The organism is Rhizobium sp. BK289 (assembly GCF_014193575.1).
GTDB classification, from domain to species: Bacteria; Pseudomonadota; Alphaproteobacteria; order Rhizobiales; family Rhizobiaceae; genus Rhizobium; species Rhizobium tropici_C.
In genome coordinates, this window is record NZ_JACHZO010000016.1 from 58,984 (window position 1) to 82,325 (window position 23,342).

General features: G+C 61.0%; 22 protein-coding genes. 4 read left to right on the forward strand and 18 right to left on the reverse strand.

The window, feature by feature from the left end:
- Together FHT84_RS25485 and FHT84_RS25490 are read right to left on the reverse strand one after the other, a co-directional pair.
- Entirely contained in the window at positions 1-879 is an 879-nt protein-coding gene (locus FHT84_RS25485; RefSeq protein ID WP_113249765.1) for an FkbM family methyltransferase, read from the reverse strand.
- Positions 880-959: 80 nt separating this feature from the next.
- Positions 960-2,684, reverse strand: coding sequence for an adenylate/guanylate cyclase domain-containing protein (locus tag FHT84_RS25490; protein WP_113249766.1), 1,725 nt, complete (start codon positions 2,682-2,684; stop codon positions 960-962).
- 304 nt (positions 2,685-2,988) lie between these two features.
- Between FHT84_RS25490 and FHT84_RS25495 the strand changes: the two genes are divergently transcribed.
- Together FHT84_RS25495 and FHT84_RS25500 are read left to right on the forward strand one after the other, a co-directional pair.
- Positions 2,989-4,086, forward strand: a complete 1,098-nt coding sequence (locus tag FHT84_RS25495) for a glycosyltransferase family 4 protein (protein ID WP_112342435.1) — start codon at positions 2,989-2,991, stop codon at positions 4,084-4,086.
- The gene (locus FHT84_RS25500) at positions 4,076-4,822 is read left to right on the forward strand and encodes a polysaccharide deacetylase family protein (RefSeq protein WP_113249745.1); all 747 of its coding nucleotides are present in this window, start codon (positions 4,076-4,078) and stop codon (positions 4,820-4,822) included. Before FHT84_RS25495 ends, FHT84_RS25500 begins: the two co-directional genes overlap by 11 nt.
- Positions 4,823-4,962: 140 nt before the next feature.
- Here the strand turns inward: FHT84_RS25500 and FHT84_RS25505 are convergent, their stop codons facing one another.
- The 14 genes from FHT84_RS25505 to pcaD form a co-directional block, all read right to left on the reverse strand.
- Positions 4,963-5,793: an MBL fold metallo-hydrolase gene (locus tag FHT84_RS25505; protein ID WP_112342437.1), complete on the reverse strand. Its 831-nt coding sequence runs from the start codon at positions 5,791-5,793 to the stop codon at positions 4,963-4,965.
- Between the two features lie 302 nt (positions 5,794-6,095).
- Complete coding sequence (locus FHT84_RS25510; RefSeq protein ID WP_112342508.1) at positions 6,096-6,623, reverse strand: winged helix DNA-binding protein; 528 nt, start codon at positions 6,621-6,623, stop codon at positions 6,096-6,098.
- Between the two features lie 84 nt (positions 6,624-6,707).
- Positions 6,708-10,334 carry a hydantoinase B/oxoprolinase family protein gene (locus tag FHT84_RS25515; RefSeq protein ID WP_112342509.1) on the reverse strand — a complete coding sequence of 1,209 codons (3,627 nt, stop codon included), beginning with the start codon at positions 10,332-10,334 and terminating at the stop codon, positions 6,708-6,710.
- A 133-nt stretch (positions 10,335-10,467) separates the two neighbouring features.
- Positions 10,468-10,860 carry a GFA family protein gene (locus FHT84_RS25520; RefSeq protein WP_112342438.1) on the reverse strand — a complete coding sequence of 131 codons (393 nt, stop codon included), beginning with the start codon at positions 10,858-10,860 and terminating at the stop codon, positions 10,468-10,470.
- 136 nt (positions 10,861-10,996) lie between these two features.
- Positions 10,997-11,713, reverse strand: coding sequence for an ABC transporter ATP-binding protein (locus tag FHT84_RS25525; RefSeq protein ID WP_112342439.1), 717 nt, complete (start codon positions 11,711-11,713; stop codon positions 10,997-10,999).
- Entirely contained in the window at positions 11,694-12,458 is a 765-nt protein-coding gene (locus FHT84_RS25530; RefSeq protein WP_112342440.1) for an ABC transporter ATP-binding protein, read from the reverse strand. Before FHT84_RS25530 ends, FHT84_RS25525 begins: the two co-directional genes overlap by 20 nt.
- On the reverse strand, positions 12,455-13,459 hold the full coding sequence (locus tag FHT84_RS25535; RefSeq protein WP_112342441.1) for a branched-chain amino acid ABC transporter permease: 1,005 nt from the start codon (positions 13,457-13,459) through the stop codon (positions 12,455-12,457). Before FHT84_RS25535 ends, FHT84_RS25530 begins: the two co-directional genes overlap by 4 nt.
- 1 nt (position 13,460) lies before the next feature.
- Positions 13,461-14,324 (reverse strand): branched-chain amino acid ABC transporter permease, encoded by an 864-nt coding sequence (locus FHT84_RS25540; protein WP_112342442.1) that lies wholly within the window; start codon positions 14,322-14,324, stop codon positions 13,461-13,463.
- Positions 14,325-14,411: 87 nt separating this feature from the next.
- A complete protein-coding gene (locus FHT84_RS25545) occupies positions 14,412-15,584 on the reverse strand; it encodes an ABC transporter substrate-binding protein (RefSeq protein ID WP_112342443.1) in 1,173 nt (390 codons plus the stop codon).
- Between the two features lie 146 nt (positions 15,585-15,730).
- Entirely contained in the window at positions 15,731-16,783 is a 1,053-nt protein-coding gene (locus FHT84_RS25550) for a 3-carboxy-cis,cis-muconate cycloisomerase (protein ID WP_112342444.1), read from the reverse strand.
- 3 nt (positions 16,784-16,786) lie between these two features.
- Positions 16,787-17,398: a protocatechuate 3,4-dioxygenase subunit alpha gene (pcaG, locus tag FHT84_RS25555; RefSeq protein ID WP_181592353.1), complete on the reverse strand. Its 612-nt coding sequence runs from the start codon at positions 17,396-17,398 to the stop codon at positions 16,787-16,789.
- A gap of 2 nt (positions 17,399-17,400) precedes the next feature.
- Positions 17,401-18,150, reverse strand: coding sequence for a protocatechuate 3,4-dioxygenase subunit beta (gene pcaH, locus FHT84_RS25560; RefSeq protein ID WP_112342446.1), 750 nt, complete (start codon positions 18,148-18,150; stop codon positions 17,401-17,403).
- Between the two features lie 12 nt (positions 18,151-18,162).
- Positions 18,163-18,567, reverse strand: coding sequence for a 4-carboxymuconolactone decarboxylase (gene pcaC / locus FHT84_RS25565; RefSeq protein WP_095437121.1), 405 nt, complete (start codon positions 18,565-18,567; stop codon positions 18,163-18,165).
- Positions 18,567-19,373, reverse strand: a complete 807-nt coding sequence (gene pcaD, locus FHT84_RS25570) for a 3-oxoadipate enol-lactonase (protein ID WP_112342447.1) — start codon at positions 19,371-19,373, stop codon at positions 18,567-18,569. The genes pcaC and pcaD overlap by 1 nt, the downstream gene beginning before the upstream one ends.
- Positions 19,374-19,467: 94 nt before the next feature.
- Here pcaD and pcaQ point away from each other — a divergent pair, with 94 nt between their 5' ends.
- On the forward strand, positions 19,468-20,394 hold the full coding sequence (pcaQ, locus tag FHT84_RS25575; RefSeq protein WP_112342448.1) for a pca operon transcription factor PcaQ: 927 nt from the start codon (positions 19,468-19,470) through the stop codon (positions 20,392-20,394).
- A 7-nt stretch (positions 20,395-20,401) separates the two neighbouring features.
- Here pcaQ and pobA read toward each other — a convergent pair whose 3' ends face one another.
- Positions 20,402-21,574, reverse strand: a complete 1,173-nt coding sequence (pobA, locus tag FHT84_RS25580) for a 4-hydroxybenzoate 3-monooxygenase (RefSeq protein WP_112342449.1) — start codon at positions 21,572-21,574, stop codon at positions 20,402-20,404.
- Between the two features lie 113 nt (positions 21,575-21,687).
- Between pobA and FHT84_RS25585 the strand changes: the two genes are divergently transcribed.
- The gene (locus tag FHT84_RS25585; protein ID WP_113249748.1) at positions 21,688-22,575 is read left to right on the forward strand and encodes a helix-turn-helix domain-containing protein; all 888 of its coding nucleotides are present in this window, start codon (positions 21,688-21,690) and stop codon (positions 22,573-22,575) included.
- Positions 22,576-22,578: 3 nt separating this feature from the next.
- Here FHT84_RS25585 and FHT84_RS25590 read toward each other — a convergent pair whose 3' ends face one another.
- Positions 22,579-23,334: an IclR family transcriptional regulator gene (locus FHT84_RS25590; protein WP_112342451.1), complete on the reverse strand. Its 756-nt coding sequence runs from the start codon at positions 23,332-23,334 to the stop codon at positions 22,579-22,581.
- Between the last annotated feature and the right edge of the window lie 8 nt (positions 23,335-23,342).

Sequence of the window (23,342 nt, forward strand, 5' to 3'; positions counted from 1 at the left end):
TCAGCGTAGAAACAGCACATCGAACTGCTCGCCTTCGCTGGGCAGTTCGACGACTTTCATCGTCTGCTCGCCGTCTTCGAAAAATGCAAGGCATTCGCCGTAGTGCCTGGCGAGATCGGCAATGAAAGCCTTGGCCTGATCCTTGCCGTAGAAGGCGGGGGTAAATTCCATGTAGAGCGGCACCTTGCGTGCCATCAGTGCCTGCATCGACCGGCAAGCAACGGGCTCATAGCCTTCGATATCCATCCAGATCAGGCCGATATCGGCGGGATCGATGCCGGCCTGCTGCAGAATATCGCCAACGGGCAGGACGGGAACCGAGATTTTCTCGTCGGTTGCGCTTTGGCGCAACGCGCTGCTTTTGCCGTGATTCTTGTGATTGAGATAGAAATCGAGCTGCCCCCCGCGATCGCCGGCGGCGCAATTGACCGCCGTTACCATCTCCTGCAGGCCGTTATCGGCGACGTTGATCGCCAGCAGCCGGAAATTGCGCGGATCCGGCTCGACGCTGACAATGCGGTCATAGGCGCCACTGAGGGCAAAATAGCAGGTTTGCGTACCGATATTGCCGCCGAGCTCCAGAAGAACAGAGCCTTTGCGTAGCAGACCGCGCTCGCGCAGCACGCTCAGCAGCCGGGCGACATGATCGCGCTCGAAATGCCCTTTGCGAAACACCTTACGGCCGATGTAATCGGCCGGTGAGAAGCTCAGGACATGGTCGCCGCAGTCCACCGTCATCGTCTTGACGCGCGGACCGAGCGCGCTGACGAGAATGTCCCGACCCAGGCGCGTGTCGAACAGGCGAGTGGCGATCGCATCCCGCTTCCTGCGAAGGGCGCGGCGCCAGTATTTTCTTGTAAGCAGCTTGCGGTCGAACATGGCGAGCATCCCTACACCAGGGCCGTTGCGTTGCAAACGGAGAAGATCGGCTGATACGCCGCCGGTGCCCTGTCGGCACATCAGGCAAAGCGGCCGCTCGTTTCCTTCGAAACGATATAGACCCGCAAAGGCTCGCCGCGACCGCGCACGGCAATCTCGCGGCTTTCGATGCCCTCCATATCGACCTCCGAGAGCCGGGCCACCGGCTCGGAAAAGACGAGCGCGCTGTTGAATTCCTTGGCGGCGCTTTCCAGGCGGCTGGCGACATTGACCGTGTCGCCGATCGCCGTCACGTTCTTGACGCTGCCATATCCCATCGAGCCGACCACGGCCGAGCCGCTGTGAAGGCCGATGGCGATTTCAAGCGGAGCGGCCAGTTCGTCGGCCAGTTCCGCGCTGAGCTTGTCGATCTCCCGTATGATCGCGGCCGCGGCCTTCAAGGCCTGCCGGTTTGCCTCCTTCGGCGTGGTACGCAGGCCGAAGAGCGCCATCGCGCCATCGCCGATGAACTTGTCCATACGGCCGCCATTCTCCTCGATGATGCGGCCGACGATGGCGAAATAGCGGTTGAGCAGGAAGACGATGTCGAAGGGAAGCCGCGATTCCGTCAGCGCGGTGAAATGGCGCAGATCGCAGAAGAAGACGACGATCTCGCGCTCGCGGCCTGGGCTGGCGGTCTGGCTATAAACCGGGATCGTCGCCTCGGCCATCGGCGTCAGGAGCGGGAGGACGCTGACATTGCCGGTCGGGCGCAGCTGGCAGGCAAGCCTGACATCCGGCGTAGCGCCGATCCGGTTCAACGTCTTCTGCTCCAGCGGCTCCGGCGGCGGCAGGTTTTCCTGCCCCTCAATGATCTGGACACGGCACGTGGAGCACTGGCCCTTGCCGCCGCAAACCGAATAATGCGGTATGCCGCCAAGGCGGCTTGCCTCGAGTACGCTGAAGCCGCGTGGCGCATGCACGACCTCCCCGCCCGCATAGCGGATGGCGATCTGATATTGCCGCTCACGCAGTCTGCGATGCGCGCGGAAACCGAAGAGAGCGACGATCGACAGGCTGAATGCCCCATAGAACCCGGCGCGGTAGGGCCATAGAGTTTCGACCATCTGACTGCCCGGCACCGACCCCGTCTCGCCATAGCTTCGCATGTCGCTATAGTAGCCGCCGGGATAGCCGCGCTCGTCCTCCTGAGCGACCTCATGTGCCACCGTCTTGCCCATTGCGGCAAAGCCAAGCAAGGCGAGAATCGGCAGAACGATGGCAAGCGACAGCATGACGGGCGCGATTGCCATGTACCAGGCACGATAGCGCAGCCAGAAATGAACGCCGATGCAGCCATGAAGCCAGACGATCAGAAGCACGAGCGACTGACGCACGCCGTTGACCGGCGATGTTATCCAGAGGGTGCGCACGATCGCGCTGTAGGTGTCGTGATAGCCATAAACCTCATGCACGATGCGAGTGCCGACGATGTGATCGATCAGAAGCACCGGCACCAGCAGGCCCGTAACGATCTGGAAGGCCTCGCCGGCAGGCATGACAAGCGTGCGGCGCCTGTAAAGCATCTTAAGCACGAGCAGAATGTGGACGATCAGGGCGCCATAAAGAAGCACGGTTCCAACCGGATTGCGCCAAACCAACATGAACCAATGTTGCGCATGTTCGGCCACGCCGAGCGAAATCAGCCCGAGGGCATGATTGGCCAGATGCATGATCACGAAGGCGAATACGATCAAACCGGAGCCAAGGCGCAGCTTTCGCACGAGGCGGTCGGACATGATTGGCTTTCTTGCCTCGATGGTCATCAAACCCAATGTATATTGCCCGTTCACAACAGGTGGGAAAACGGCTATCGCCTATTCATCTACGGTACCGCGCGTCATATATGACGCGCAAAGATCGCCGTAGCACTTTTAATCTGCTGCATAATTTTATCCTCAAATCGATTCCGATTTAAGGAATTATGCAGTAGCCGCAACCCCGCATACTGTCGAGGATGCGGCTTTTTGAAGCAGGGATCTTATTGTCACGCAACCGGTCGGAATTCGGGCAACTTTCTCACGATTCAGGCTCATACCATCACTTAATCGTCAACCACGTGCCGGCAGCATGAAGATCGCCTTTTACGCCCCCTTGAAATCTCCCGGCCACCCGGTCCCTTCCGGCGATCGGCTGATGGCTCGCCAGATCATCGCGGCGCTGGAAATGGCAGGGCATCGGGTCGACGTCGCTTCCGAATTGCGAAGCTTCACGCCGACGCCGGAGGCCGGTCCACGCGTGGAAATCGCACGGCAGGCGGAAGGCGAAGTGGATCGCCTGCTCGAGCGCTGGCAGGATGAGACGCCGCCCGACCTGTGGTTCACTTACCATCCCTATTACAAGACCCCCGATCTTATCGGCCCACCGATCGCGAGAGGGCTCGGCATTCCCTATGTCACGGCGGAGGCATCCTATTCCCGCCGCCATGACGAAAACGGCTGGGTTGAAAACCAGCGCCTCATTGCCGATGCAGTAAGGCTTGCCGCCGTCAATCTGTGCTTTACCGAAAGGGACCGGCTCGGCCTTGAGGATGCGATTCCGGAGGGCCGCTACGAGCGTTTCCTGCCCTTCATCGATGCCGCCCCCTTCGCGGGCTCGTCCTCCGATCCGCGACGGCTGATCACCGTGGCGATGCTGCGCAAGGGCGACAAGTTCGACAGCTACACCATACTGGCCAAAGCGCTCGATCTCATCCGCGATCAGGACTGGATCCTGACGGTCATCGGCGATGGGCCGATGCGGACCGAGGTGAGATCACTGTTTTCGACTTTCGACGAGAGACGGATAGAGTGGCGCGGAGAACGCTCCACGACGGAGATCGCAGAGGAGCTTGCGAGCTCCGGTCTTTATGTCTGGCCTGGTTGCAATGAGGCTTATGGCCTTGCCTATCTTGAGGCACAGGCGGCCGGCCTTCCGGTGATCGCGCAGGCGACGGCTGGCGTGCCGGAGGTGGTGATGGCGGGAAAAACCGGATTGCTGACGCCGGAGGGCGATCTGAAGGCCTATGCCGATGCAATTTCGCAGCTCCTCGGCGATCAGCAGCAGCGACGGGCCATGGCGGACGCCGCCTACGGCTTCGTCCATCAGGAGCGTTCCTTGAGCGCCGCATCGAAACGGCTCGAAACCATCCTTCGAAACTATCTGGGAGATAGCCATTATGAACGATAGAGCCGAGTGGCAGCCCTTGCGCGAGGAGTTGCGGCGCTGGGGCGCGGCCGGGCGAAAGGCGAAGCTATGGTTCCGCGACGACGACGCCATCGAGCCGACCCCTGCCCTCGACCGGCTTCTATCGCTTTCCAATCGGTTCGACGTGCCGATGGCACTCGCGATCATTCCGGCGCCGACAGGCGAAGCTCTGGCCGAACGGCTGGCGGCCGAAAGCCGCATCACGGCGACGGTGCATGGCTGGACACATCGGAACTATGCTCCTGATGACACCAAGAAGCAGGAGCTCGGCCTGCACCGGCCTAAGGCTATCGTGCTCGATGAGCTTCATCGCGGCTTCGACAAGCTGCAAGCCCTTTATCCCACGCAGTTTTGCCCTTTGCTGGTGCCGCCATGGAACCGGATCGACGATGGACTGCTCCCGCATCTCGAACCGTTCGGCTACCGTGCCGTCTCGGTTTTCGGGCTGGCCAAGCAGGCACCCATCGGCCTGGTCAACACGCATATCGACATCATGCGATGGCACGGCGTGCGCGGAGGACTGCCGCATGCTGACATGATCGGACGCCTGGTGGAGGAGCTTCAGAACCGCTTCGACGGCAATGACGAACCGATCGGCGTGATGACCCACCATCTCGTCCACGACGATCTTGCCTGGGATTTCGTTGAGGCGTTGTTTGCGGAAACGGCCGGCCATGCCGCCATCGAATGGCGGCCGGTCGGCAATTTCATCAACTAAAGCATGCCCGCGCGAAAGTGTGCAGCGGTTTTGCGACGATGACATGCGCAAAACCAAACACCTAAAGCGCGAGAAGCGAATCTGAAAGATCGCGACACGCTTTAGCGCAATTCCAGCATGCTCCGCTGCCGCGGCAGGCTTCAGAGCTGCAGCGACTGCCCGTCAAAGGCGACGAATGCGCCGGGGAAGCTCTGCTGCGCATCGCGTTGCATGTCGTCCAGCTCGCGGTCGGTGCGGCCGGGAGCATGGTGAAACAGGGCCAGCCGCTTGGCGCCGGCCTTCTTGGCGAGCTTGATGCCCTCTTGCCAGGTGGAATGGCCGAAGCCCAGATATTTGGGCATCTCGGCTTCGAGATAGGTCGCGTCATATATCACGATATCGGCATCGGCCATCAGGGCCAGCGCGGCTTCATCGAGCTTGCCGGCTGTATGCTCGGTATCGTAGACCAAGGCGATGACCCGGCCCGACCATTCGATGCGATAGCCGATGCAGCCGCCCGGATGGTTCAGCCTGGCGGTGTGCATCACGATGCCGGGATGCGGCTTCAGCGTATCACCAGCGGCGAAATCACGAAAACTCATCTCGGCGCGACAGATATCGGGTTCGACGGGGAACCATGGCGGCCGCATGAACTGGCCGATCAGCTGCCGGGTCGTCGTCTTGCCGGCAAGATGGCCGGACCAGAGATCGACGCTGACCCTCGGATCATAGATGGCATTGAAGAAGGGCAGGCCGATAATGTGGTCATAGTGAGAATGGGTGAAGAAGAGATCGATGTCGCGAACCCCTTCCTTGGCCAGATACGCCGCCGCTTCGCGCAACCCCGTCCCGGCGTCGAATAAGATATGCCTGCCGTCATGCCGTAACTCAATGCACGACGTATTGCCGCCGTACCGCTCAAATTCCGGTCCCGATACAGGGATGCTTCCCCGCACGCCCCAAAATTTCAGCTCAAAACTATCGTTGTTCATGGAAGTTTTTACACCATTCCCCTTTCGGTCAAAAAAAGCACACTTTTGCTATCGTGCGAAGCCAGCAATTTCCAAAAGTCGTGCGGTGGTAAAAACTGGATCTCATATCGTTCGATCGATACCGATCGTTGGACGAACATCCGCCAACGGATCGCACAGACCTAATATAGGTATGGCGCAACAGAATAGATAAGGGGCCGGGGTTGACGCTCCGGTTCGGGGTCGGCACGAGATCGTGATCTTGACGGAAAGAGGCCTTAAAGCGACCAAGAATTGCGGCGGTCGCCTGCTTTCCTCGCTGCTTACAGGGTCGCTGCCGACCGTGCGGCCTGTTCGTAATAGCCGGACAATGCCCTGAGATGCGAAGCAATGTCGGACAGGCCATCCTGCGACAGGCCGGAGACCTTGGTCGCCTCCACCAGCAGGCGCTCGCGAATTTCCGTATAGCGCTGCAATGCGTCCAGGCCCTTGTCGGTGACGCGGATCGTCTTTTCCTTGCCGGCCTTGCCGCTTTTGACGAGGCCTGCCGCCTCCAGTTTCTTGATGGCGTAATTGGCGACATGCGTGTCCTCGATATCGAGGACGAGACAGAGATCGGCGAGCGTTTTCGGCCGGTCGCGATGCCGCACGGAATGAATGATCAGGATCTCGACCGGCGAAAGGCCGGGCACGCCGGCCGCCGCCATGCAGCGCACCAGCCATCGATTGAAGGCATGGGAAAAGAGGATCGACCCGTATTCCAGCTCCGATAAGGCCGGCGAGCTGCCGCCGGCCAGATGGGCCGACGAGACTATCAATTCGCGTCGCTTACTCTTTTCCTCGGACGTCACCTGAAAACTCCTTCGAACCGGATCAAGGCCCCGCAGATTCGACGAGCCGAGCGGTCGGTTGCCGCTCGACACGGCATCATATTGCTATTCATCCCGCTTTCCGTAACCGCCGCCGGTGGGAGTGACGACCGTAAAGGCTTCGCCAGCTTCGAGGACGGTATGGGCCGAGCCGATCAGTTCCTCGATCTTGCCGTCGTTGCGACGGACATAATTGCGGCCAGTCTGTCCGGCTTCGCCGCCCTTGATGCCAAAGGGTGCCACGCGCCTGTGGCCCGACAGGATGGCGAATTCCAGCTTTTCACGCGTGCGGATGGTGCGCTGCGTGCCGTTGCCGGAGTTCCACTTGCCGCGCCCGCCCGAATTCGGACGAATGTGGAAATTCTCCAGCACGACCGGGAACCGCGTCTCGAGGATTTCGGGATCCGTCAGGCGCGAGTTGGTCATATGCGTGTGCACCGCATCGGCGCCATTGAAGCCAGGTCCTGCCGGCGCTCCGGAGCAGATCGTCTCATAATATTGATAGGCGTCGTTGCCGAAGGTCAGATTGTTCATCGTGCCTTGGGCTGCGGCAAGCGCCTCGACCGCGCCGAACAGGCAGTTGGTCACGGCCTGGCTGACCTCGACATTGCCGGCAACAACGGCAGCTGGATATTTCGGCGTCAGCATCGTGCCTTCGGGAATGATGATGCGGATCGGCCGGAGGCAGCCGGCATTCATCGGAATATCGGCTTCGACGAGGACACGGAAGACATAGAGCACGGCGGCACGGGTGACCGGCTGCGGCGCGTTGAAATTGTCCGGGCGCTGCGCCGACGTGCCGGTGAAATCGACCGTCGCCTCGCGCTTGTCCTTGTCGATCGAGATCTTGACGACGATCTTGCAGCCCTGATCCATCTCGTAAGTGAATTCGCCATCCGACAGACGATCGAGAACACGGCGCACGCTTTCCGCCGCATTGTCCTGAACGTGGCCCATATAGGCATCCACTACGTCTTCACCGAAGAGCGCGATCATCTTCTTCAGCTCGGCGACGCCCTTTTCATTGGCGGCGACCTGGGCCTTGAGATCGTTGATGTTCTGCGCCAGCGTGCGCACGGGATAGCGGGCGCCCGTCAAAAGCTTGGTAAGCTCCGCTTCACAGAAGCGGCCGCGATCGAGCAGCTTGAAATTGTCGATATAGACGCCCTCTTCCTCGATATGGGTGGCAAGTGGCGACATCGATCCCGGCGAAATGCCGCCGATATCGGCATGATGGCCGCGGCTGGCGACCCAGAAGCGGATCTTCTGACCGGCATCATCAAAGACCGGCGTACAGACCGTGAGGTCAGGCAGATGCGTGCCGCCATTATAGGGCGCATTGATGAGGAAGACGTCGCCCGGATGGATGACGGCGTTTTCGCGGATCGCGGTTGCGACCGACGCATCCATCGAGCCCAGATGAACCGGCATATGCGGCGCATTGGCGACCAGATTGCCTTCCGCATCGAAGACGGCGCAGGAGAAATCCAACCGTTCCTTGATGTTGACCGAATAGGCCGTGTTCTGCAGCGTCATGCCCATCTGCTCGGCGATCGACATGAAGAGATTGTTGAATATCTCCAGCATGACGGGATCGGCCTTGGTGCCGATGGCATTGCGCTCGGGCAGCGCCTTGATGCGCGTGAGGACGATATGATCCCTCGTGGTCAGCTGCGCCTGCCAGCCGTCCTCGATGACGATCGTCTGGTTCGGCTCGATGATGATGGCCGGACCGGTCACGGTCTGGCCGGGCTTGATCGCCTGACGCAGGACGACGGCCGCATCGTGACTTGCTCCGTTGGAGTAGAAGGAGGTGCGCCTCACAGCCTCGGCTTCACCTTCGGCTCTCGTCTCCAGCTCGACTGTGATATCGGCAGCAGCGCCGCCGATCGTTTCGATCTCGACGGCCTCCACGACCAGAGGCTTGTCTTCGGCAACGAAGCCGAAGCGGCGCTTGTGCAGCGCCTCGAATTGGCTGCGCAGCCGCGCGGAAGTGTCGATTTCCGGAAAGGTCGTCTCGACCGCCAGCAGGGTATCGGTGCCGGCATAGCGGATATGGGCGCGCCGGATCGTCTTGATCTCGGCCGTTGCGACACCTTGGGCTTCCAATTCGGGCACGCATTCGCCGCGCAGTTCGCTGCCAAGCGCTGCGATGGCGGCAGGTGCGGCATCATCGAGGGAAACGCCGAGTGCCTTCTGGCGCGTTGCGCGGATATCGGCAAGGCCCATGCCATAGGCGGAGAGAAGGCCGGACATCGGATGCAGAAGGATGCTCTTCATCCCCAGCGCATCGGCCACCAGACAGGCATGCTGGCCACCGGCACCGCCGAAGCAGTTGAGCGCATAGCGCGTGACGTCATAGCCGCGCTGCACCGAGATTTTCTTGATCGCCTCGACCATATTGGCAACCGCGATGCGGATAAAGCCGTCGGCAACGTCTTCCGGGCTTCGCCCATCGCCGATTTCGGCTGCAAGAGATGCGAACTTGGTCCGCACCGTCTCGACATCGAGCGGCTGATCCTGGCTGGGTCCGAAGATGGACGGGAAGAATTCCGGCAGCAGCTTGCCGGCCATGACGTTGGCGTCGGTGACGGCCAGCGGGCCGCCATTGCGATAGCAGGCCGGACCTGGAAAGGCACCGGCCGAATCCGGGCCGACACGGAAGCGATCACCATCGAAATGCAGGATCGAGCCACCGCCGGCAGCGACGGTGTGGATCAGCATCATCGGCGCGCGGACGCGGACACCGGCCACTTCCGTTTCAAAGGCACGCTCATATTCGCCATCGAAATGCGCAACATCCGTCGAGGTGCCGCCCATGTCGAAGCCGATGACATTGGCAAAACCCGCCTGCTCACCTGTCTTCGCAAGGCCGACCACACCGCCAGCCGGACCCGAGAGGATCGCGTCCTTGCCCTGGAACATATCGGCGGCCGTCAATCCGCCCGACGACATCATGAACATGACGCGTGCGCCGGTGCGCTCGACATCGAGCTCATCGCAGACCTGGCGGATATAGCGGCCGAGCACCGGCGAGAGATAGGCGTCGATAACAGCCGTATCGCCGCGGCCAACGAGCTTGACCAGCGGCGAGACTTCGTGGCTGACGGAGACCTGCTCGAAGCCGATCGACCTTGCGATCCTCGCGACCGCAGCCTCATGCGCCGGGAATTTATAGGCATGCATGAAGACGATGGCGACGGAGCGATAACCCTTGGCAAGAAGGTCGCGCAGCGCCGCCTCAGTCGCCTTTTCGTCCAGGGCCAGTTCGACAGTGCCATCGGCAAGCACCCGCTCCTCGATCTCGACGACATCTTCGTAAAGCGCTTCCGGCTTGACGATCTCGGTCGCGAAGATCTTCTTGCGCTCCTGATAGCCGATGCGCAGCGCGTCGCGAAATCCCTTCGTCGTCACCAACGCAAGGCGTTCGCCCTTGCGCTCCAGCAGCGCATTGGTGGCGACCGTCGTGCCCATGCGGACCTCACCGATCGCACCTTCGGGAACCGGCTCGCCCTTGCCAAGACCGAGATGGAGACGAATGCCATGAACGGCGGCATCACGATAAGCCTCGGGATTTTCCGAGAGGATCTTGCGGGCGTGGAGAGCACCGGACGGATCGCGCCCGACCACGTCGGTAAAGGTACCGCCGCGATCGATCCAGAAATCCCAACGACCCGAAATATTCTCCGACAAACCCGCCTCCAGCAGAACGATGCCAATAACGATGATAATATATCGATAAATCGTCAACGTTTTGTCGTCAACACGAATCGATAGTCATCGCCCTGACAATTTTTGTCATCATAACGCTTGCGGCGAGCCCGACCTAATCCTCGAAGCGGCTCGTTGCCTCGCGATCGTGATCATATCGCCTCGCGAGCGGAAACGGCGGCAGCCAGGATTCGCGGCGAACGGTCCAGAGTTCGTAGGTCGGCTTCAACTGATCGGAAGCATCGAGAGACCCGAGGTTCACTTCGATTTCGTCCGCGCTTCGCGAGAAAACAGACGAGCCGCAGTGAGGGCAGAAAAAGCGGCCGGCGTAGTCGCGTGTTTCGCCTTCGATCTTGACCGCATCCTCGGGAAAAATCGCGGAGGCATGGAAAAGCGCGCCGTGATGCTTGCGGCAGTCGAGACAATGACAAATGCCGACCCGATAGGGTCGCCCCGACGCAACGATCCGTACCTTGCCACACAGGCAGCCACCGGTAAATCGGTCCATCTTGCACCTCCTGAAAAAAAGCAGGCGGACTGTCTACGACAAACGGAACAGCCGCCGCAACGGCAGGCGGCTGGTGGGAGCATGGCGTTTCATTATAAGGCCGCGCTCCATTGGAGCACAGTCGGAAGTGGATGCGCTAATGCAATCCACCGACGCCGAGCAGACGCTCGACTGCGCCATGATCCGCAGCCAGCCCCTCGGGCGTCCCCTTCCAGGCAAGTCGGCCACGCTCCAGAATGATAACATCGCTGGCAAAATCCAGTGCGCTCTGGATGCGCTGCTCCACCAGCAGGATCGTCATGTCGCCCGACTTGGCGAGCTTGGCGAAGGCCGCCATCAACTCCTCGCAGATGACGGGCGCCAGCCCCTCCAGCGGCTCATCGAGAAGCAGGACGGAGGGGCGGCCGAGGATGCTGCGGGCCGTCGACAGCATCTGCTGCTCACCGCCCGAAAGCTGGCCGCCTAAATTCCTGCGACGCTCCTGCAGGCGCGGAAACATGTCATAGGCTTCCTGCAAGGCGCTCTTCGGCCGTCCCTTCAGCCCAACGGAGAGATTTTCCTCCACCGTCAGCGTCGGAAAGACGTCACGCGTCTGCGGCACATAGCCGAGGCCCTGATGGGCGCGTCTGGCACTTGGCAGCCCGGCAATATCGGCCGAGCCCAGCCGGATGCGGCCGTCATAACGCCGGGTCTGGCCGGCAAGGGTCGCCAGCAGCGTGCTCTTGCCCATGCCGTTGCGGCCGAGCACGGCAAGCCGGCCGCCGGCCGGCACGGAAAAGGAAACACCTTCCAGCACCCGTGTCGGACCATAGCCGGCCGACAGGTTTTCGACTTCAAGCGGCGTGGCCGGCATTGGCATAGCTCCCAAGATAGGCTTCGCGCACCCGCGCATCCTGCGTCACGTCTTTCGGCGATCCGTCAAATATGATCGTGCCGGCCGCGAGCACCACGACGCGCTTGGCGAAGCGGAAGACGAGGTCCATGTCATGCTCGATCATCAGCACGGCGAGATCGGCGGGCAGATCGGCCAGCGCCTGCTCGATGCGGCCGGTATCGCTCTGCGGCACGCCGGCGGCAGGCTCATCCAGCAGCAGCACCTTCGGCTTCAGGGCCATGGCGACGGCAATTTCCAGAAGCCGCTGCTGGCCGTAGGCAATCTCGCTGACCTTGCGATGCGCGAGTGCCACAAGCCCGAGCGTGCCGAGTAACTCCTCCGTCTCGGCCATGACATCGCGCATGGAAAGGAAATTACCGAACATGCGACCGGAGCGCCCTGTCCGCTGCAGCACCGCCATGCCGACATGCTCGGCCGGCGTCATATCCTGAAACAGCCTGGTCACCTGGAACGAACGCACCAGCCCGCGCCTCACCCGGCCGATGGCCTCGATCTTATTGACGTTCTGGCCGGCGATGCGCACCTCACCGGAATCCGCCTGCAGATTACCCGTGACGAGATTGACGAAGCTGGTCTTGCCGGCGCCATTCGGCCCGATCAAGGCGACGCGATCTCCCGGCGCCATGGATAGGCTGACATTGTTGGTCACCGTCAGCCCGCCGAACGCCTTCTTGAGATTGCTGACTTCGAAAATAGCGCTCATGCCTGCGCCTCCCTGCGGCGAGCCACATAAGCAGCGGCGGTGCCATAGATGCCCTTCGGCGCGAAAAGAACGACGAGGATCAGCAGTGCGCCGACGATCGTCAGCCAGTGGAATGGATTGGCGGCGGAGACGTAATCCTCGAACAGCATGAAGATCAGCGTGCCGACGAGCGCACCGAACAGCGAACCGGTACCGCCGAGCACGAGCATGACCAGCGCCTCGGCCGATTGCGTGAAAGACAGACTGTCAAGGCCGACGACCTGCGTCGAGATCGCATTCAGTGCGCCGCCAATGCCGGCAACGGCACCGGAAATCATATACATCTTGATCAGCGCCACTTTTGGCGATGCCCCCATGGCGCGGATGCGTAAAGGATCCTGGCGGATACCGCGGCAGAGCATGCCGAAGGGCGAACGCACGAGAAAGCGCAAAAGCACGAGCACGATCAGCAGCAGCGCAACGCCATAGAAGTAGGCCGTATGCCCGTAAAGATCGAATTCGAAAACACCGAACAGCGGATCTGCTGAAATGCCCGACAATCCGTCGCTGCCGCCCGTCCAGCCCGATGCCTTGTTGGCGAATTCGTGGAAGAGATAGACCAGCGCGATCGACAGTACGAGTTGCGGCAGGCCATTAGCTCTCAAAATGACGATGGAGCAGATCAACCCGGCAACCGCGCCGCCGGCGATTCCGGCAAGCGTCATCAGCAAGGGATCGTTGATGCCGTAATGGGCCGATGCAATGCCCGCTGCATAAGCTCCCGCACCGAACAGTGCTGCGTGGCCGAGCGTCGCCACGCCGCAATAGCCGGTGACGAGATCGAGCGAGAGGACGAGAAGCGCGATCGCGATCAGCCGCGTCAGGAGGGCGAGATTATCCGGAAACAGCAGGTAGCCGGCAGCGGCTGTGACGACGATGACCGCAATCGCGATCAAATCCTGCCCAAATGTGCGATGTCTGGTCACGGTCGGCGCCGCCTCTCTTTCAAGGGTCAAAGCCATGTTACTTCATTCTCCCGGCAAAGCCGCGCGGGAAGACGCAGACGATGGCAATGACGGCCAGATAGAAGAAGAATTCCCCATATTCCGGCATGAGGTAACGGCCTGTTGTATCGATGCAGCCAAGGATGAGGCATGCAAGCAGCGCGCCGGAAATCGAGCCGGCTCCGCCGACGGAGACGACAACCAAGAAGGTCACCATGTAGCGCAGAGCATAATAGGGCTCGACCGGCAGGAGTTCGGCACCGACCACGCCGCCGAAAGCGGCAAGCCCGACGGCAATCGCGAAGCTGACTGCATAGACGATTTCCGTCCTGACGCCGAGAGCGGCCGCCATCGCGGCATTATCGACGGAAGCGCGCAGCTTCACGCCGAAGGAGGTTTTCTCGATCGTATACCACAAGGCCAGGGCGACGATGAGGCCGCAGACGATCGCGAAGATACGATGGGTGCCGATGGTGCGGAAGCCGAGATCGACGGAGCCCTGCAGGCTGCCCGGCAAGGGGATGGTCTTTAGAGTGGGGCCGAAGACGTAATTGGCAATGCCGATGATGCAGAAGGTGATGCCGATCGTCATCAGAACTTGCGTCAACTCAGGCGCACCATAAATGCGCCGATAAAGCAGCCGTTCGATCGGGATGGAGATGATGACCGTGCCCACCACAGCCAGCAATACGGCCGCACCGTAGCCAAGCCCCAGATCGCGCGCCGCGTAGGAAGCGATGTAGCCGCCGATCATGGCAAAGGCGCCGTGGGCAAGATTGACGACGCGCATCAGCCCCATGGTGACGGAAAGGCCGATGGAGATGACGAACAGCACCATGCCGTAAGCGAGGGCATCGACTGCTATGCTGAGCACGGTTTGCATTGATATCGCTGGTCCGGTTTGTTGTTGCGCGACCGCCGTCATCCCCTGAACAGAATCTTCCGATCAGGGGATCAGGTACTGGAGCGCTTACTTCGCGGCGGCAAGGCCGGGATCGCCCTGCTTCTCGAAGGTCTGGATTTCCTTGTTGTAGTATTTGCCGTCATCGCCCTTGGCGACTTCTCGCAGATAGATGTTCTGCGTGATATGCCGGCTTTCCGGATCGATGGTGACGGGGCCGCGCGGGCTGACCCAGGACAGGCCTTTCACGGCATCGACGGCCTTCTGCGCATCCTGCTTGCCGCCGGTCGCCTCGATCATCTTGTAGATGACATGCATGCCATCGAAGGCGCCCACGGCGGGGAAGGTCAGCTCGGCCGGATTGCCGATCGCCTTGTCGGCAGCGGCGACGAAGGCTTTGTTTTCGGGCGAGTCATGCGAAATCGCATAGTGGAAGGTCGTCTGCATGCCGAGCGCGGCATCGCCAAGCGCCGGCAAATCGGATTCCTGCGTCAGGTCGCCCGGCGCAAAGAGCTTGATGCCGGCAGACTTCAGGCCATTCTCGTTATAGGCCTTGACGAAACCGAGCGTCGTAGGACCGGAGGGCAGGAACGCGAAAACCCCTTGCGCGCCGGAATCCTTGATGCGCTGCATGATCGGGCTGAAGTCGTTGGTCGAAAGCGGCATGCGGATCGCCTGCACCACTTCGCCGCCCTGCTTTTTGAAGCCAGCCTTGAAGGCGTTTTCGGCATCGACGCCCGGACCATAATCGCTGACGACGGAGATGACCTTCTTCACGCCGGCATCATAGGCAACCTTGGCGATCGGCGTCGAGGTCTGCCAGGTGGTGAAGGATGTGCGCACGACGAGCGGGCTCTTGGTGACGATGGCCGAGGTCGCCGCATTGAAGATCACCATCGGCACATTGGCCTGCTTGAGGATCGGCGTCACGGCCATCGCATCCGGGGTAAAGTAGAAGCCGGCGAGATACTGGACCTTCTCCTTGACGACGAGCTCCTGGGCGAGCGACTTCGATTGGGCGGGATCGGCCGCGGGCAAATCGCGGTAGATCACCTCCACCTCATCATTGCCGACCTTCTTGCCGTTGACGGCCATATAGGCGTCGATGCCGGCCTTGAAATTCTTGCCCTGCAGCGCGAACGGGCCGGAAAACGGACCGATGACACCAACCTTGATGGTATCGGCATAGGCAGCACCGCCAAGAGCAACGGCCGCAATGGCGGCCAAGACAAACCGTTTCATTTTCTCTCCTCCCGGCAGCCGTCTTTTTGAGCTGCCCTTGATCATTCAAATTCTGATCATCACCAATTTCTCATGGGAAATGGTGATGTAAAATGAAATAAAACCTTGCTTCCATACCAATTCAGTTATGAATGGCGACGAATATCCTACTCGGCTGTCGTTCCCAAGCGCTTGATCGAACCGACCAGTTGCAACGCGTGGCGCAACGAAGCTGCCGTTGCCACCACCATAGGCGGCAATAGCAGCCATTCCAATGTCCAGGCGGCGCCAGAGCGCTCCTGCTCGTGCACGAGTGATTGATGAATGCCCGAAAGCTGGACGGAATTGAAACGGGCAAGCGTGACCAGCGTTTCGGCAGCGACCGGGTTTTGCTTGTGCGGCATGGCCGAGGAACCGCCGCCGCCGGCAAGCTCGATCTCGTCGCCCGCCTGTGCCAGAAGTGCTACGTCCTGGCCGATCTTGCCGAGGCTGCCTGATATCATGGAGAATAGCCCCGCCAGTTCGGCAATGCGCCCCCTCTGGCTCTGCCATTGCGGCTCGTCCGTGAGGCCGAGCGCTTGTGCCAGCGAACTCCTGACTTCCGCCGCATTCGGCCCGAATTTTTCCAACGTACCGGCGGCCCCGCCGAATTGCAGCGGAAAAGTCTCCTGCGTCAGCCGGTCGCGATACTGATCGAGCGGATGGCGCCATGCCCGCAGCCGATCGGACACGGTGATCGCGATCGCAGCCTGCATCCGGGTGTGCCCCATGAGCCTGTTCGATCCAAAGCGCTCATCCAGTTTGGCGAGCGCGGAGGATACGGCAAAGAGACGGTTGCTTAGGATGAAAACCGCCGCCTTCAGCCGCAGCATCAGGCTGGTGTCGATGACATCCTGGCTGGTGGCACCGAAATGGACATGTTTGCCGGCATCCTCTCCGACCGCCTTGCGCAGCTGCCGAACAAGATCCGGCACGACGACGCCATCCGATGCCGTTGCCGTCTTCAGCCTTTGTAGATCGGGTTCGAAATCCGCGCAGACCTTAGCGACATGCGCAGCCATCTCCTGCGGGATCAACCCATGCCGCGCCTCGACCTCGGCAAGCGCCGCTTCGAAAGAGAGCATGGCGCGAATATCTGATTTGGCCGAGAAATAGGCCGCAATCTCCTCGTCCCCGAGAAGGCCAGACAGGAATGGATGGTCGAAGGGAGAAACGCTCATGGTCTATATATCGAGGAAAACCGTTTCCTTGTCGCCCTGCAAATGGACATCAAAGGTGTAGACGGAACCTTCCTTGTGAGCGATCAGCGTTGCCAAGCGCTCCTTGTGTTCGATGCGGGCAAGCAATGGATCTTCCGCGTTGGCGGCAGCTTCCTCCGGAAAATACATGCGCGTGTGCAGGCCGATGTTGATGCCGCGGGCGACGATCCAGACGGTGATGTGCGGCGCCATCTTGCGGCCGTCCTTGAAGGGAACGCGGCCGGGCTTGATGGTCTCGAAACGGAAAACGCCGTCGGTCGAGCTGGTCGGACAACGCCCCCAGCCGGTAAAGTTCGGATCGGCCGTGCCACGCAACTCCGAGGGGCTGTTATAAAGCCCGGCGCTGTCGGCCTGCCAGATCTCGAGGACGGCATCCTTGACCGGCGCTCCCGCGCCGTCGAGAACCCTGCCCGTCACGGTGATACGCTCGCCGAGCGTCTTGTCGTTGACCATGACGGAGCCGAGATCGGTTTCGTAGACGCCGCTAATCTCGCTGTAATTCGGCGTCAGGCCGATATGGACGTAAGGCCCTGCCGTCTGCGACGGCGTTTCCTTGAGGTAGCCGAGATCCTGTATCATCAATTGCCCTCCAGCCGGTTTTCGAACAGGGTCGAACGGCGACCGCGCAGCACGATATCGAATTTATAGGCGCGGGCATCCATCGGGATCGTGTTGCCCCAGTCGAGCGGCGCAATCAGCTGCTCGATCGCCTGTTTGTCGGGGATCGTGCCGACGATCGGACATTTCCAGATCATCGGATCGCCCTCGAAATACATCTGCGTGATCAGCCGCTGCGCAAAGCCATGGCCGAAGACGGAGAAGTGGATATGGGCCGGACGCCAGTCATTGACGCCGTTCGGCCAGGGATAGGCGCCGGGGCGGATGGTGCGGAAGGCATAGCGTCCTTCATCATCGGTGATGGCGCGGCCGCAGCCACCGAAATTCGGATCGATGGCCGCGAGATAGGTTTCCTTCTTGTGGCGGTAACGGCCGCCGGCATTGGCCTGCCAGAATTCGAGCAGGACGCCCGGCACCGGCCGGCCGCGCTCATCGAGCACGCGACCATGAACAATGATCCGCTCACCGATAGCGCTCTCGCCCGGCTTGGCAAAATTATGGATCAGGTCGTTATCGAGCTCATTCAATATGGAATGGCCGAAGACCGGTCCGGTAATTTCGGAGATGGTGCCGTCGAGCGACAGCAGCGCGCGCTGCGGCGAGCGCAGCACGGACGTCTTATATCCCGGCGCAAAGGCTGGCGGATGCCAGGCGCGGTCTCTCGCGAAAAAGGCGCCCGTTTCGGGCTTGCTGTTGCTTCTATCGGACATGTCTGCCTCGCTTCATGCCGCCTGTTCGGCGTCCATCTGTTCGAAAACCTGCTTGGCGATCTTGATCGCGTGGTTTGCGGCCGGCACACCGGCATAGATCGCCACATGCAGAAGAGCCTCGCAGATATCGTCGCGCGTCGCGCCGGTGTTGCGCGTGGCGCGCACATGCATGGCCACCTCGTCATCCTGACCAAGGGCTGCCAGCAGCGCGATCGTCACGATGGAGCGCTCGCGCCGGCTGAGCGTCGGGCGCGACCAGACATGCCCCCAGGCTGCCTCGGTGATCAGTTCCTGGAAAGGCTGGTCGAAATCGGTCACAGCCTGTTGGGCGCGATCGACATGGCCATCGCCGAGCACAGCGCGGCGTGTCGCCATGCCCTGCAGATAGCGCTCGGACGGCGCGGTGGGATCATTCATCAGGCTTGTTCTCCACGCAGGACGACGTCGATGAAGGCACGGATGACTTCGGTCAACGCCTCGGGTTGTTCGACGCAGGGGATGTGGCCGGCGTCCTTGATCACTTCATAGCGTGCATTCGGAATGAGCTTTGCCGTCGACAGCACCAGCTCGGGCGGCGTCGAACCGTCCTGATCACCGACGATGCAGATGGTGGGCACGGAGATCTTGGCGGCCGCCTCGGTCAGATCGGCATCGCGAAGCGCCTCGCAGGTAGCCGCGTAGCCCGCAACCGGCTGGCGGATCAGCATGTTGCAATAGCCGGCATAGGCGAGGTTTTCCGGCCGGCGGAAGGCGGGCGTGAACCAGCGCTCCATGATGGAATCGACGATGGATTCGATACCATCAGCCTCGACCTTGGCGATGCGGGCATTCCAGCTCTCGGCCGTGCCGATCTTGTGCGCGGTGTCGCAGAGGATCAACGCCCGCACCAGATCCGGCCGCCGCTGATAGAGCGACTGCGCGATCAGCCCGCCGACCGACAGGCCGCAGATAATGGCATTCTTGACCGAGAGGAAATCGAGCAGGCCGGCAAGGTCGGTGGCGTGATCCTCGATGGAATAGGGCATCTGACCGAGATCCGAGAGACCATGGCCGCGCTTGTCGTAAAGCACGATGGCGAAATCGCCGGCCAGACGCACGATCACATCCCGCCAGATCCGGAAATCGGTGCCGAGCGAATTGGCAAAGACAAGAACCGGCTTGTCGGCGGGGCCGCCAATGATCTGATAATGGATCGTGACGTCGTTGATGCGGGCAAACTGCACTGGAAATCTCCTCGACCGCGAGATTGGATGTATAATCTGGTTAGGTAAAATGATATTTCTTTGCTCTACAATAACTCCGGGGTTATGAGTGAGCATGCTCGACGCACGCATCAAATTCCGCCATCTGCAGACCTTTGTCGAGGTTGCGCGCCAGAAAAGCGTGATCAAGGCGGCTGGCCTGCTGAATATCAGCCAGCCGGCGGTGACGAAGACCATCCGCGAGCTGGAAGAAGCGCTTGGTGTCGCCGTCTTCGAGCGCGACGGGCGCGGCATCCGCATCACCCGCTATGGCGAAGTCTTTCTCCGCCATGCCGGTGCCGCGTTGACAGCACTCCGACAAGGGCTGGATTCCGTCTCGCAGGAGCGCTCCGGCGAAGCGCCGCCGATCCGGGTCGGCGCGCTGCCGACAGTTTCCACGCGGATCATGCCGCGGGCAATGGACCTGTTCCTCAAGGAGGAGACCTGGAGCCGCATCAAGATCGTGACAGGCGAAAACGCGGTCCTTCTTGAGCAGTTGCGAGTCGGCGATCTCGATCTCGTCGTCGGCCGATTGGCAAGCCCCGACAAAATGACCGGCTTTTCCTTCGAGCACCTCTACTCCGAACAGGTCGTCTTCGCCGTCAGGGCCGGCCATCCGCTCCTATCGGGCAGGCAGTCGCTGTTTTCGGATCTCAATCGCTATACGGTCCTGCTGCCGACGCGCGGCTCGATCATCCGACCCTTCGTCGAGAGCTTCCTGATCGCCAACGGCGCCGGCGGATTGCCCAACCAGATCGAGACCGTGTCCGACTCCTTCGGCCGCGCTTTCGTGCGCTCGAACGACGCTATCTGGATCATCTCAGCCGGCGTCGTTGCCGGCGATGTCGAGGACGGATTATTGGCACTTCTGCCGATCGATACCACCGAGACGAAGGGACCGGTGGGCTTGACCATGCGCACCGACGCCATCCCCACCCTTCCCTTGTCGATCCTGATGCAGACGATCCGGGAAGCAGCAAGCGAGGTCGCCAAGAAGCTCTGATGCTCGCCTAAAACGGCAGGCCGACATAATTCTCGGCGAGCGCGGTCGAAGCGGCACGGGAATGGGTGAGATAGTCGAGCTCGGCTTCCTGGATCTTCTGGTCGAAATCGTTTGTATCGGGAAAGCGATGCATCATCGTCGTCATCCACCAGGAAAAGCGCACCGCCTTCCAGACCCGTGCAAGCGCGCGGGCGGAATAGGCCTCCAGTCCGGCATTCGAGCGGTCCTGATAATGCTCGGAGAGACCCGAAAACAGGTAATGCACGTCGCTCGCCGCCAGATTGAGCCCCTTGGCGCCGGTCGGCGGCACGATATGGGCGGCATCGCCGACAAGGAAGAGGCGACCGAAACGCATCGGTTCAGCCACGAAGGAGCGCAGCGGCGCAATCGATTTCTCGAAGGACGGCGCCGTCACCAGAGCCTCGGCATGGTGGGCCGGCAGCCGACGGCGCAGCTCCTCCCAGAAGCGATTGTCGCTCCAGTCCTCGACCTTCTCGTCGAGCGGACACTGAATGTAATAGCGGCTGCGCGTCATCGACCGCATCGAGCATAGTGCGAATCCGCGCGGATGATTGGCATAGATCAGCTCGTGATTGACGGGGGCCACTTCCGCCAGCACACCGAGCCAGCCGAAGGGATAGACTTTCTCGAAACTGCGGATCGCCTTTTCCGGAACCGATTTGCGGCTGACACCATGGAAGCCGTCGCAGCCGGCAATGAAATCGCAATCGATACGGTGCGAAATGCCATCCTTTTCGAAAGTCAGATAGGGCGTATCGCCATCGAAGTCGTGTGGCTGGACATTGGCAGCGCTGTAGATGATTGGAGCACCGCTTTCCTCGCGGCGGGCCATCAGATCGCGGGTCATCTCGGTCTGTCCGTAGATGACAACCCGTTTGCCGCCGGTGAGACCATGAAGGTCGATACGATGATCGCGACCGTCGAAGGCAAGCGAGAAGCCATCATGCGGCAAGCCCTCGGCATGCAGGCGTGCGCTCGCCTTCGCCTCGTCCAGCAACCGGACGGTGCCTTCCTCAAGAACGCCGGCGCGGACTCGGCCGAGAATATAATCCTTGCCGACCCGGTCGAGAATGACATTGTCGATGCCGGCCTCCGTCAGCAACTGGCCGAGCAGCAGCCCGGACGGCCCCGAACCGATAATGGCGACTTGAGTGCGCATCGTCTCCTCCCATGCGTATTTCTTGCCTCAAGTCTCTTCGGCGCGAGGCAAGTCCGCAATGGACATTTCGGTCATGAAATTGCACAAATCGAACATGGCGAGGGAGGAATGCCATGACGAAGAACGTGCCGACCTATGAACTCTATGGCGAAAATACCGGCCGAAAGCCGGATTTCTGGCTGCATTGCGAGACAATTCCCTCCCGCAGCAGCCTGCATCACTGGGAAATCCGCCTGCACCGGCATGAGAACTTTTTCCAGATCTTGTACATAGATGCCGGATCCGGTGATGCCATCTTTGACGGAATTCCCCATGCCATAACGCCGCCCGCCGTCATCACGGTGCCGCCTCGCCTCAATCACGGCTTCCGCTTTTCGCGAGATATAGACGGCTTCGTCATCACGGTGCTGATCTCGCACCTCAAAGCTTCGCCGGGCGATCGCAGCCGGCTGGGCACATGGCTTGCCGATCCGCATCTGACCTTGCTTGACACCCGCGATGAAGACGCAGCCCACGTCGCCAGGACGCTGAGACGGTTGGGGGAAGAATTTGCGAGCCACCGCAACGGCCGCAACGATCTGCTCGATGCCTATCTGACCTCGGCCTTGCTGCTGACGGCGCGCATCGCTCAGAAAGCCGATGATGAATCCAATCCGGGCGACGAAAGCGAGCGCCGCATGGAGATGCTGCAGGGCCTGATCCAGCGCCACTTCCGCTCGCGCAAGCCGGCCGCCTTCTATGCCGAGAGCCTCGGCATCTCACCGGCCCATCTCAGTCGTATCGTGCGCAGCCGGACGGGGCATGGTGCGCACGAGTTAATCACGCGCAAGCTGCTGGACGAAGCGAAGCGCGAACTGGTCTTCACCTTCGCGACGGTGCAGGAAATCAGCTATCGCCTCGGCTTTGCCGACCCCGCCTATTTCTCCCGCTTCTTCATGAAGCAGACTGGCCAGACGCCGCGTGCCTGGCGCATCGAGGAGCGGGAGAGGTTGGGAATGTGATGGTTACGGCAGCACCAGCCGCAGCGCCTTCTGCGTTTCCTTCAGCAGTGGCAGAAAGCGCTCCGCCATGTCGGAAGCCGCGACATAGGCAGCCGGTGCGCCGATATTGATTGCCGCCACGGTCTGGCCGCGATCGTTTTCGACCGGCATGGCAATCGAGCAGAGGCCGATTTCCAGCTCCTGGTCGATGACGGCATAGCCCTGCGCCTTCACGCGACGAAACTCCGCCATCAGCTCCTCCGGATCGGTCTTGGTATTCGGCGTGTTCGCCTTGAGATCAGTTCGCCCAAGCACGGAGCGCGCCTCGCTTTCCGGCAGGGCCGCAAGCAGCACACGGCCCATCGAGGCGCAGAAGGCCGGAAGCCGGCTGCCCGGCGTCAGGTTGATCGACATCACCCGGCGCTGCGAGGCGCGGGCGATATAGACGACCTCCGTGCCGTCGAGCACCGAGGCTGACGCATTCTGCCCGGCACGCTCGGCAAGCTGATCGAGATGCGGCTGGATAATGGTCGGCAGCGGCGTTGCGGCCAGATAGGCGTGGCCGAGCCTCAGGATCTTCGGCGTCAGCGTGAAGAATTTGCCGTCATAAGTAGCATAGCCAAGTTCGGAGAGCGTCAGCAGCGAACGGCGCACGGTGGCGCGATTGAGGCTGGTCAGCTTCGATGCTTCGGCGATCGTCAGGCGCTGCCGCGTCTCGCCGAAGGCTTCGATGACTTTCAATCCCTTGGCAAAGCCACTGACGAAATCCGTTTCGCGCATCTTAGATC

Excerpts from the sequence above, each read along its gene's own strand:
- pcaH (WP_112342446.1), bottom strand. The coding sequence starts at position 18,150 with ATGTCCGATAGAAGCAACAGCAAGCCCGAAACGGGCGCCTTTTTCGCG.
- FHT84_RS25550 (WP_112342444.1), bottom strand. The coding sequence starts at position 16,783 with ATGAGCGTTTCTCCCTTCGACCATCCATTCCTGTCTGGCCTTCTCGGG.
- FHT84_RS25495 (WP_112342435.1), top strand. The coding sequence starts at position 2,989 with ATGAAGATCGCCTTTTACGCCCCCTTGAAATCTCCCGGCCACCCGGTC.
- FHT84_RS25585 (WP_113249748.1), top strand. The coding sequence starts at position 21,688 with ATGACGAAGAACGTGCCGACCTATGAACTCTATGGCGAAAATACCGGC.
- pcaC (WP_095437121.1), bottom strand. The coding sequence starts at position 18,567 with ATGAATGATCCCACCGCGCCGTCCGAGCGCTATCTGCAGGGCATGGCG.
- FHT84_RS25530 (WP_112342440.1), bottom strand. The coding sequence starts at position 12,458 with ATGAGCGCTATTTTCGAAGTCAGCAATCTCAAGAAGGCGTTCGGCGGG.
- FHT84_RS25590 (WP_112342451.1), bottom strand. The coding sequence starts at position 23,334 with ATGCGCGAAACGGATTTCGTCAGTGGCTTTGCCAAGGGATTGAAAGTC.
- FHT84_RS25485 (WP_113249765.1), bottom strand. The coding sequence starts at position 879 with ATGTTCGACCGCAAGCTGCTTACAAGAAAATACTGGCGCCGCGCCCTT.
- FHT84_RS25535 (WP_112342441.1), bottom strand. The coding sequence starts at position 13,459 with ATGGCTTTGACCCTTGAAAGAGAGGCGGCGCCGACCGTGACCAGACAT.
- FHT84_RS25540 (WP_112342442.1), bottom strand. The coding sequence starts at position 14,324 with ATGCAAACCGTGCTCAGCATAGCAGTCGATGCCCTCGCTTACGGCATG.
- pobA (WP_112342449.1), bottom strand. The coding sequence starts at position 21,574 with ATGCGCACTCAAGTCGCCATTATCGGTTCGGGGCCGTCCGGGCTGCTG.
- FHT84_RS25500 (WP_113249745.1), top strand. The coding sequence starts at position 4,076 with ATGAACGATAGAGCCGAGTGGCAGCCCTTGCGCGAGGAGTTGCGGCGC.
- pcaQ (WP_112342448.1), top strand. The coding sequence starts at position 19,468 with ATGCTCGACGCACGCATCAAATTCCGCCATCTGCAGACCTTTGTCGAG.
- FHT84_RS25505 (WP_112342437.1), bottom strand. The coding sequence starts at position 5,793 with ATGAACAACGATAGTTTTGAGCTGAAATTTTGGGGCGTGCGGGGAAGC.
- FHT84_RS25490 (WP_113249766.1), bottom strand. The coding sequence starts at position 2,684 with ATGACCATCGAGGCAAGAAAGCCAATCATGTCCGACCGCCTCGTGCGA.
- FHT84_RS25545 (WP_112342443.1), bottom strand. The coding sequence starts at position 15,584 with ATGAAACGGTTTGTCTTGGCCGCCATTGCGGCCGTTGCTCTTGGCGGT.
- FHT84_RS25525 (WP_112342439.1), bottom strand. The coding sequence starts at position 11,713 with ATGCCGGCCACGCCGCTTGAAGTCGAAAACCTGTCGGCCGGCTATGGT.
- FHT84_RS25520 (WP_112342438.1), bottom strand. The coding sequence starts at position 10,860 with ATGGACCGATTTACCGGTGGCTGCCTGTGTGGCAAGGTACGGATCGTT.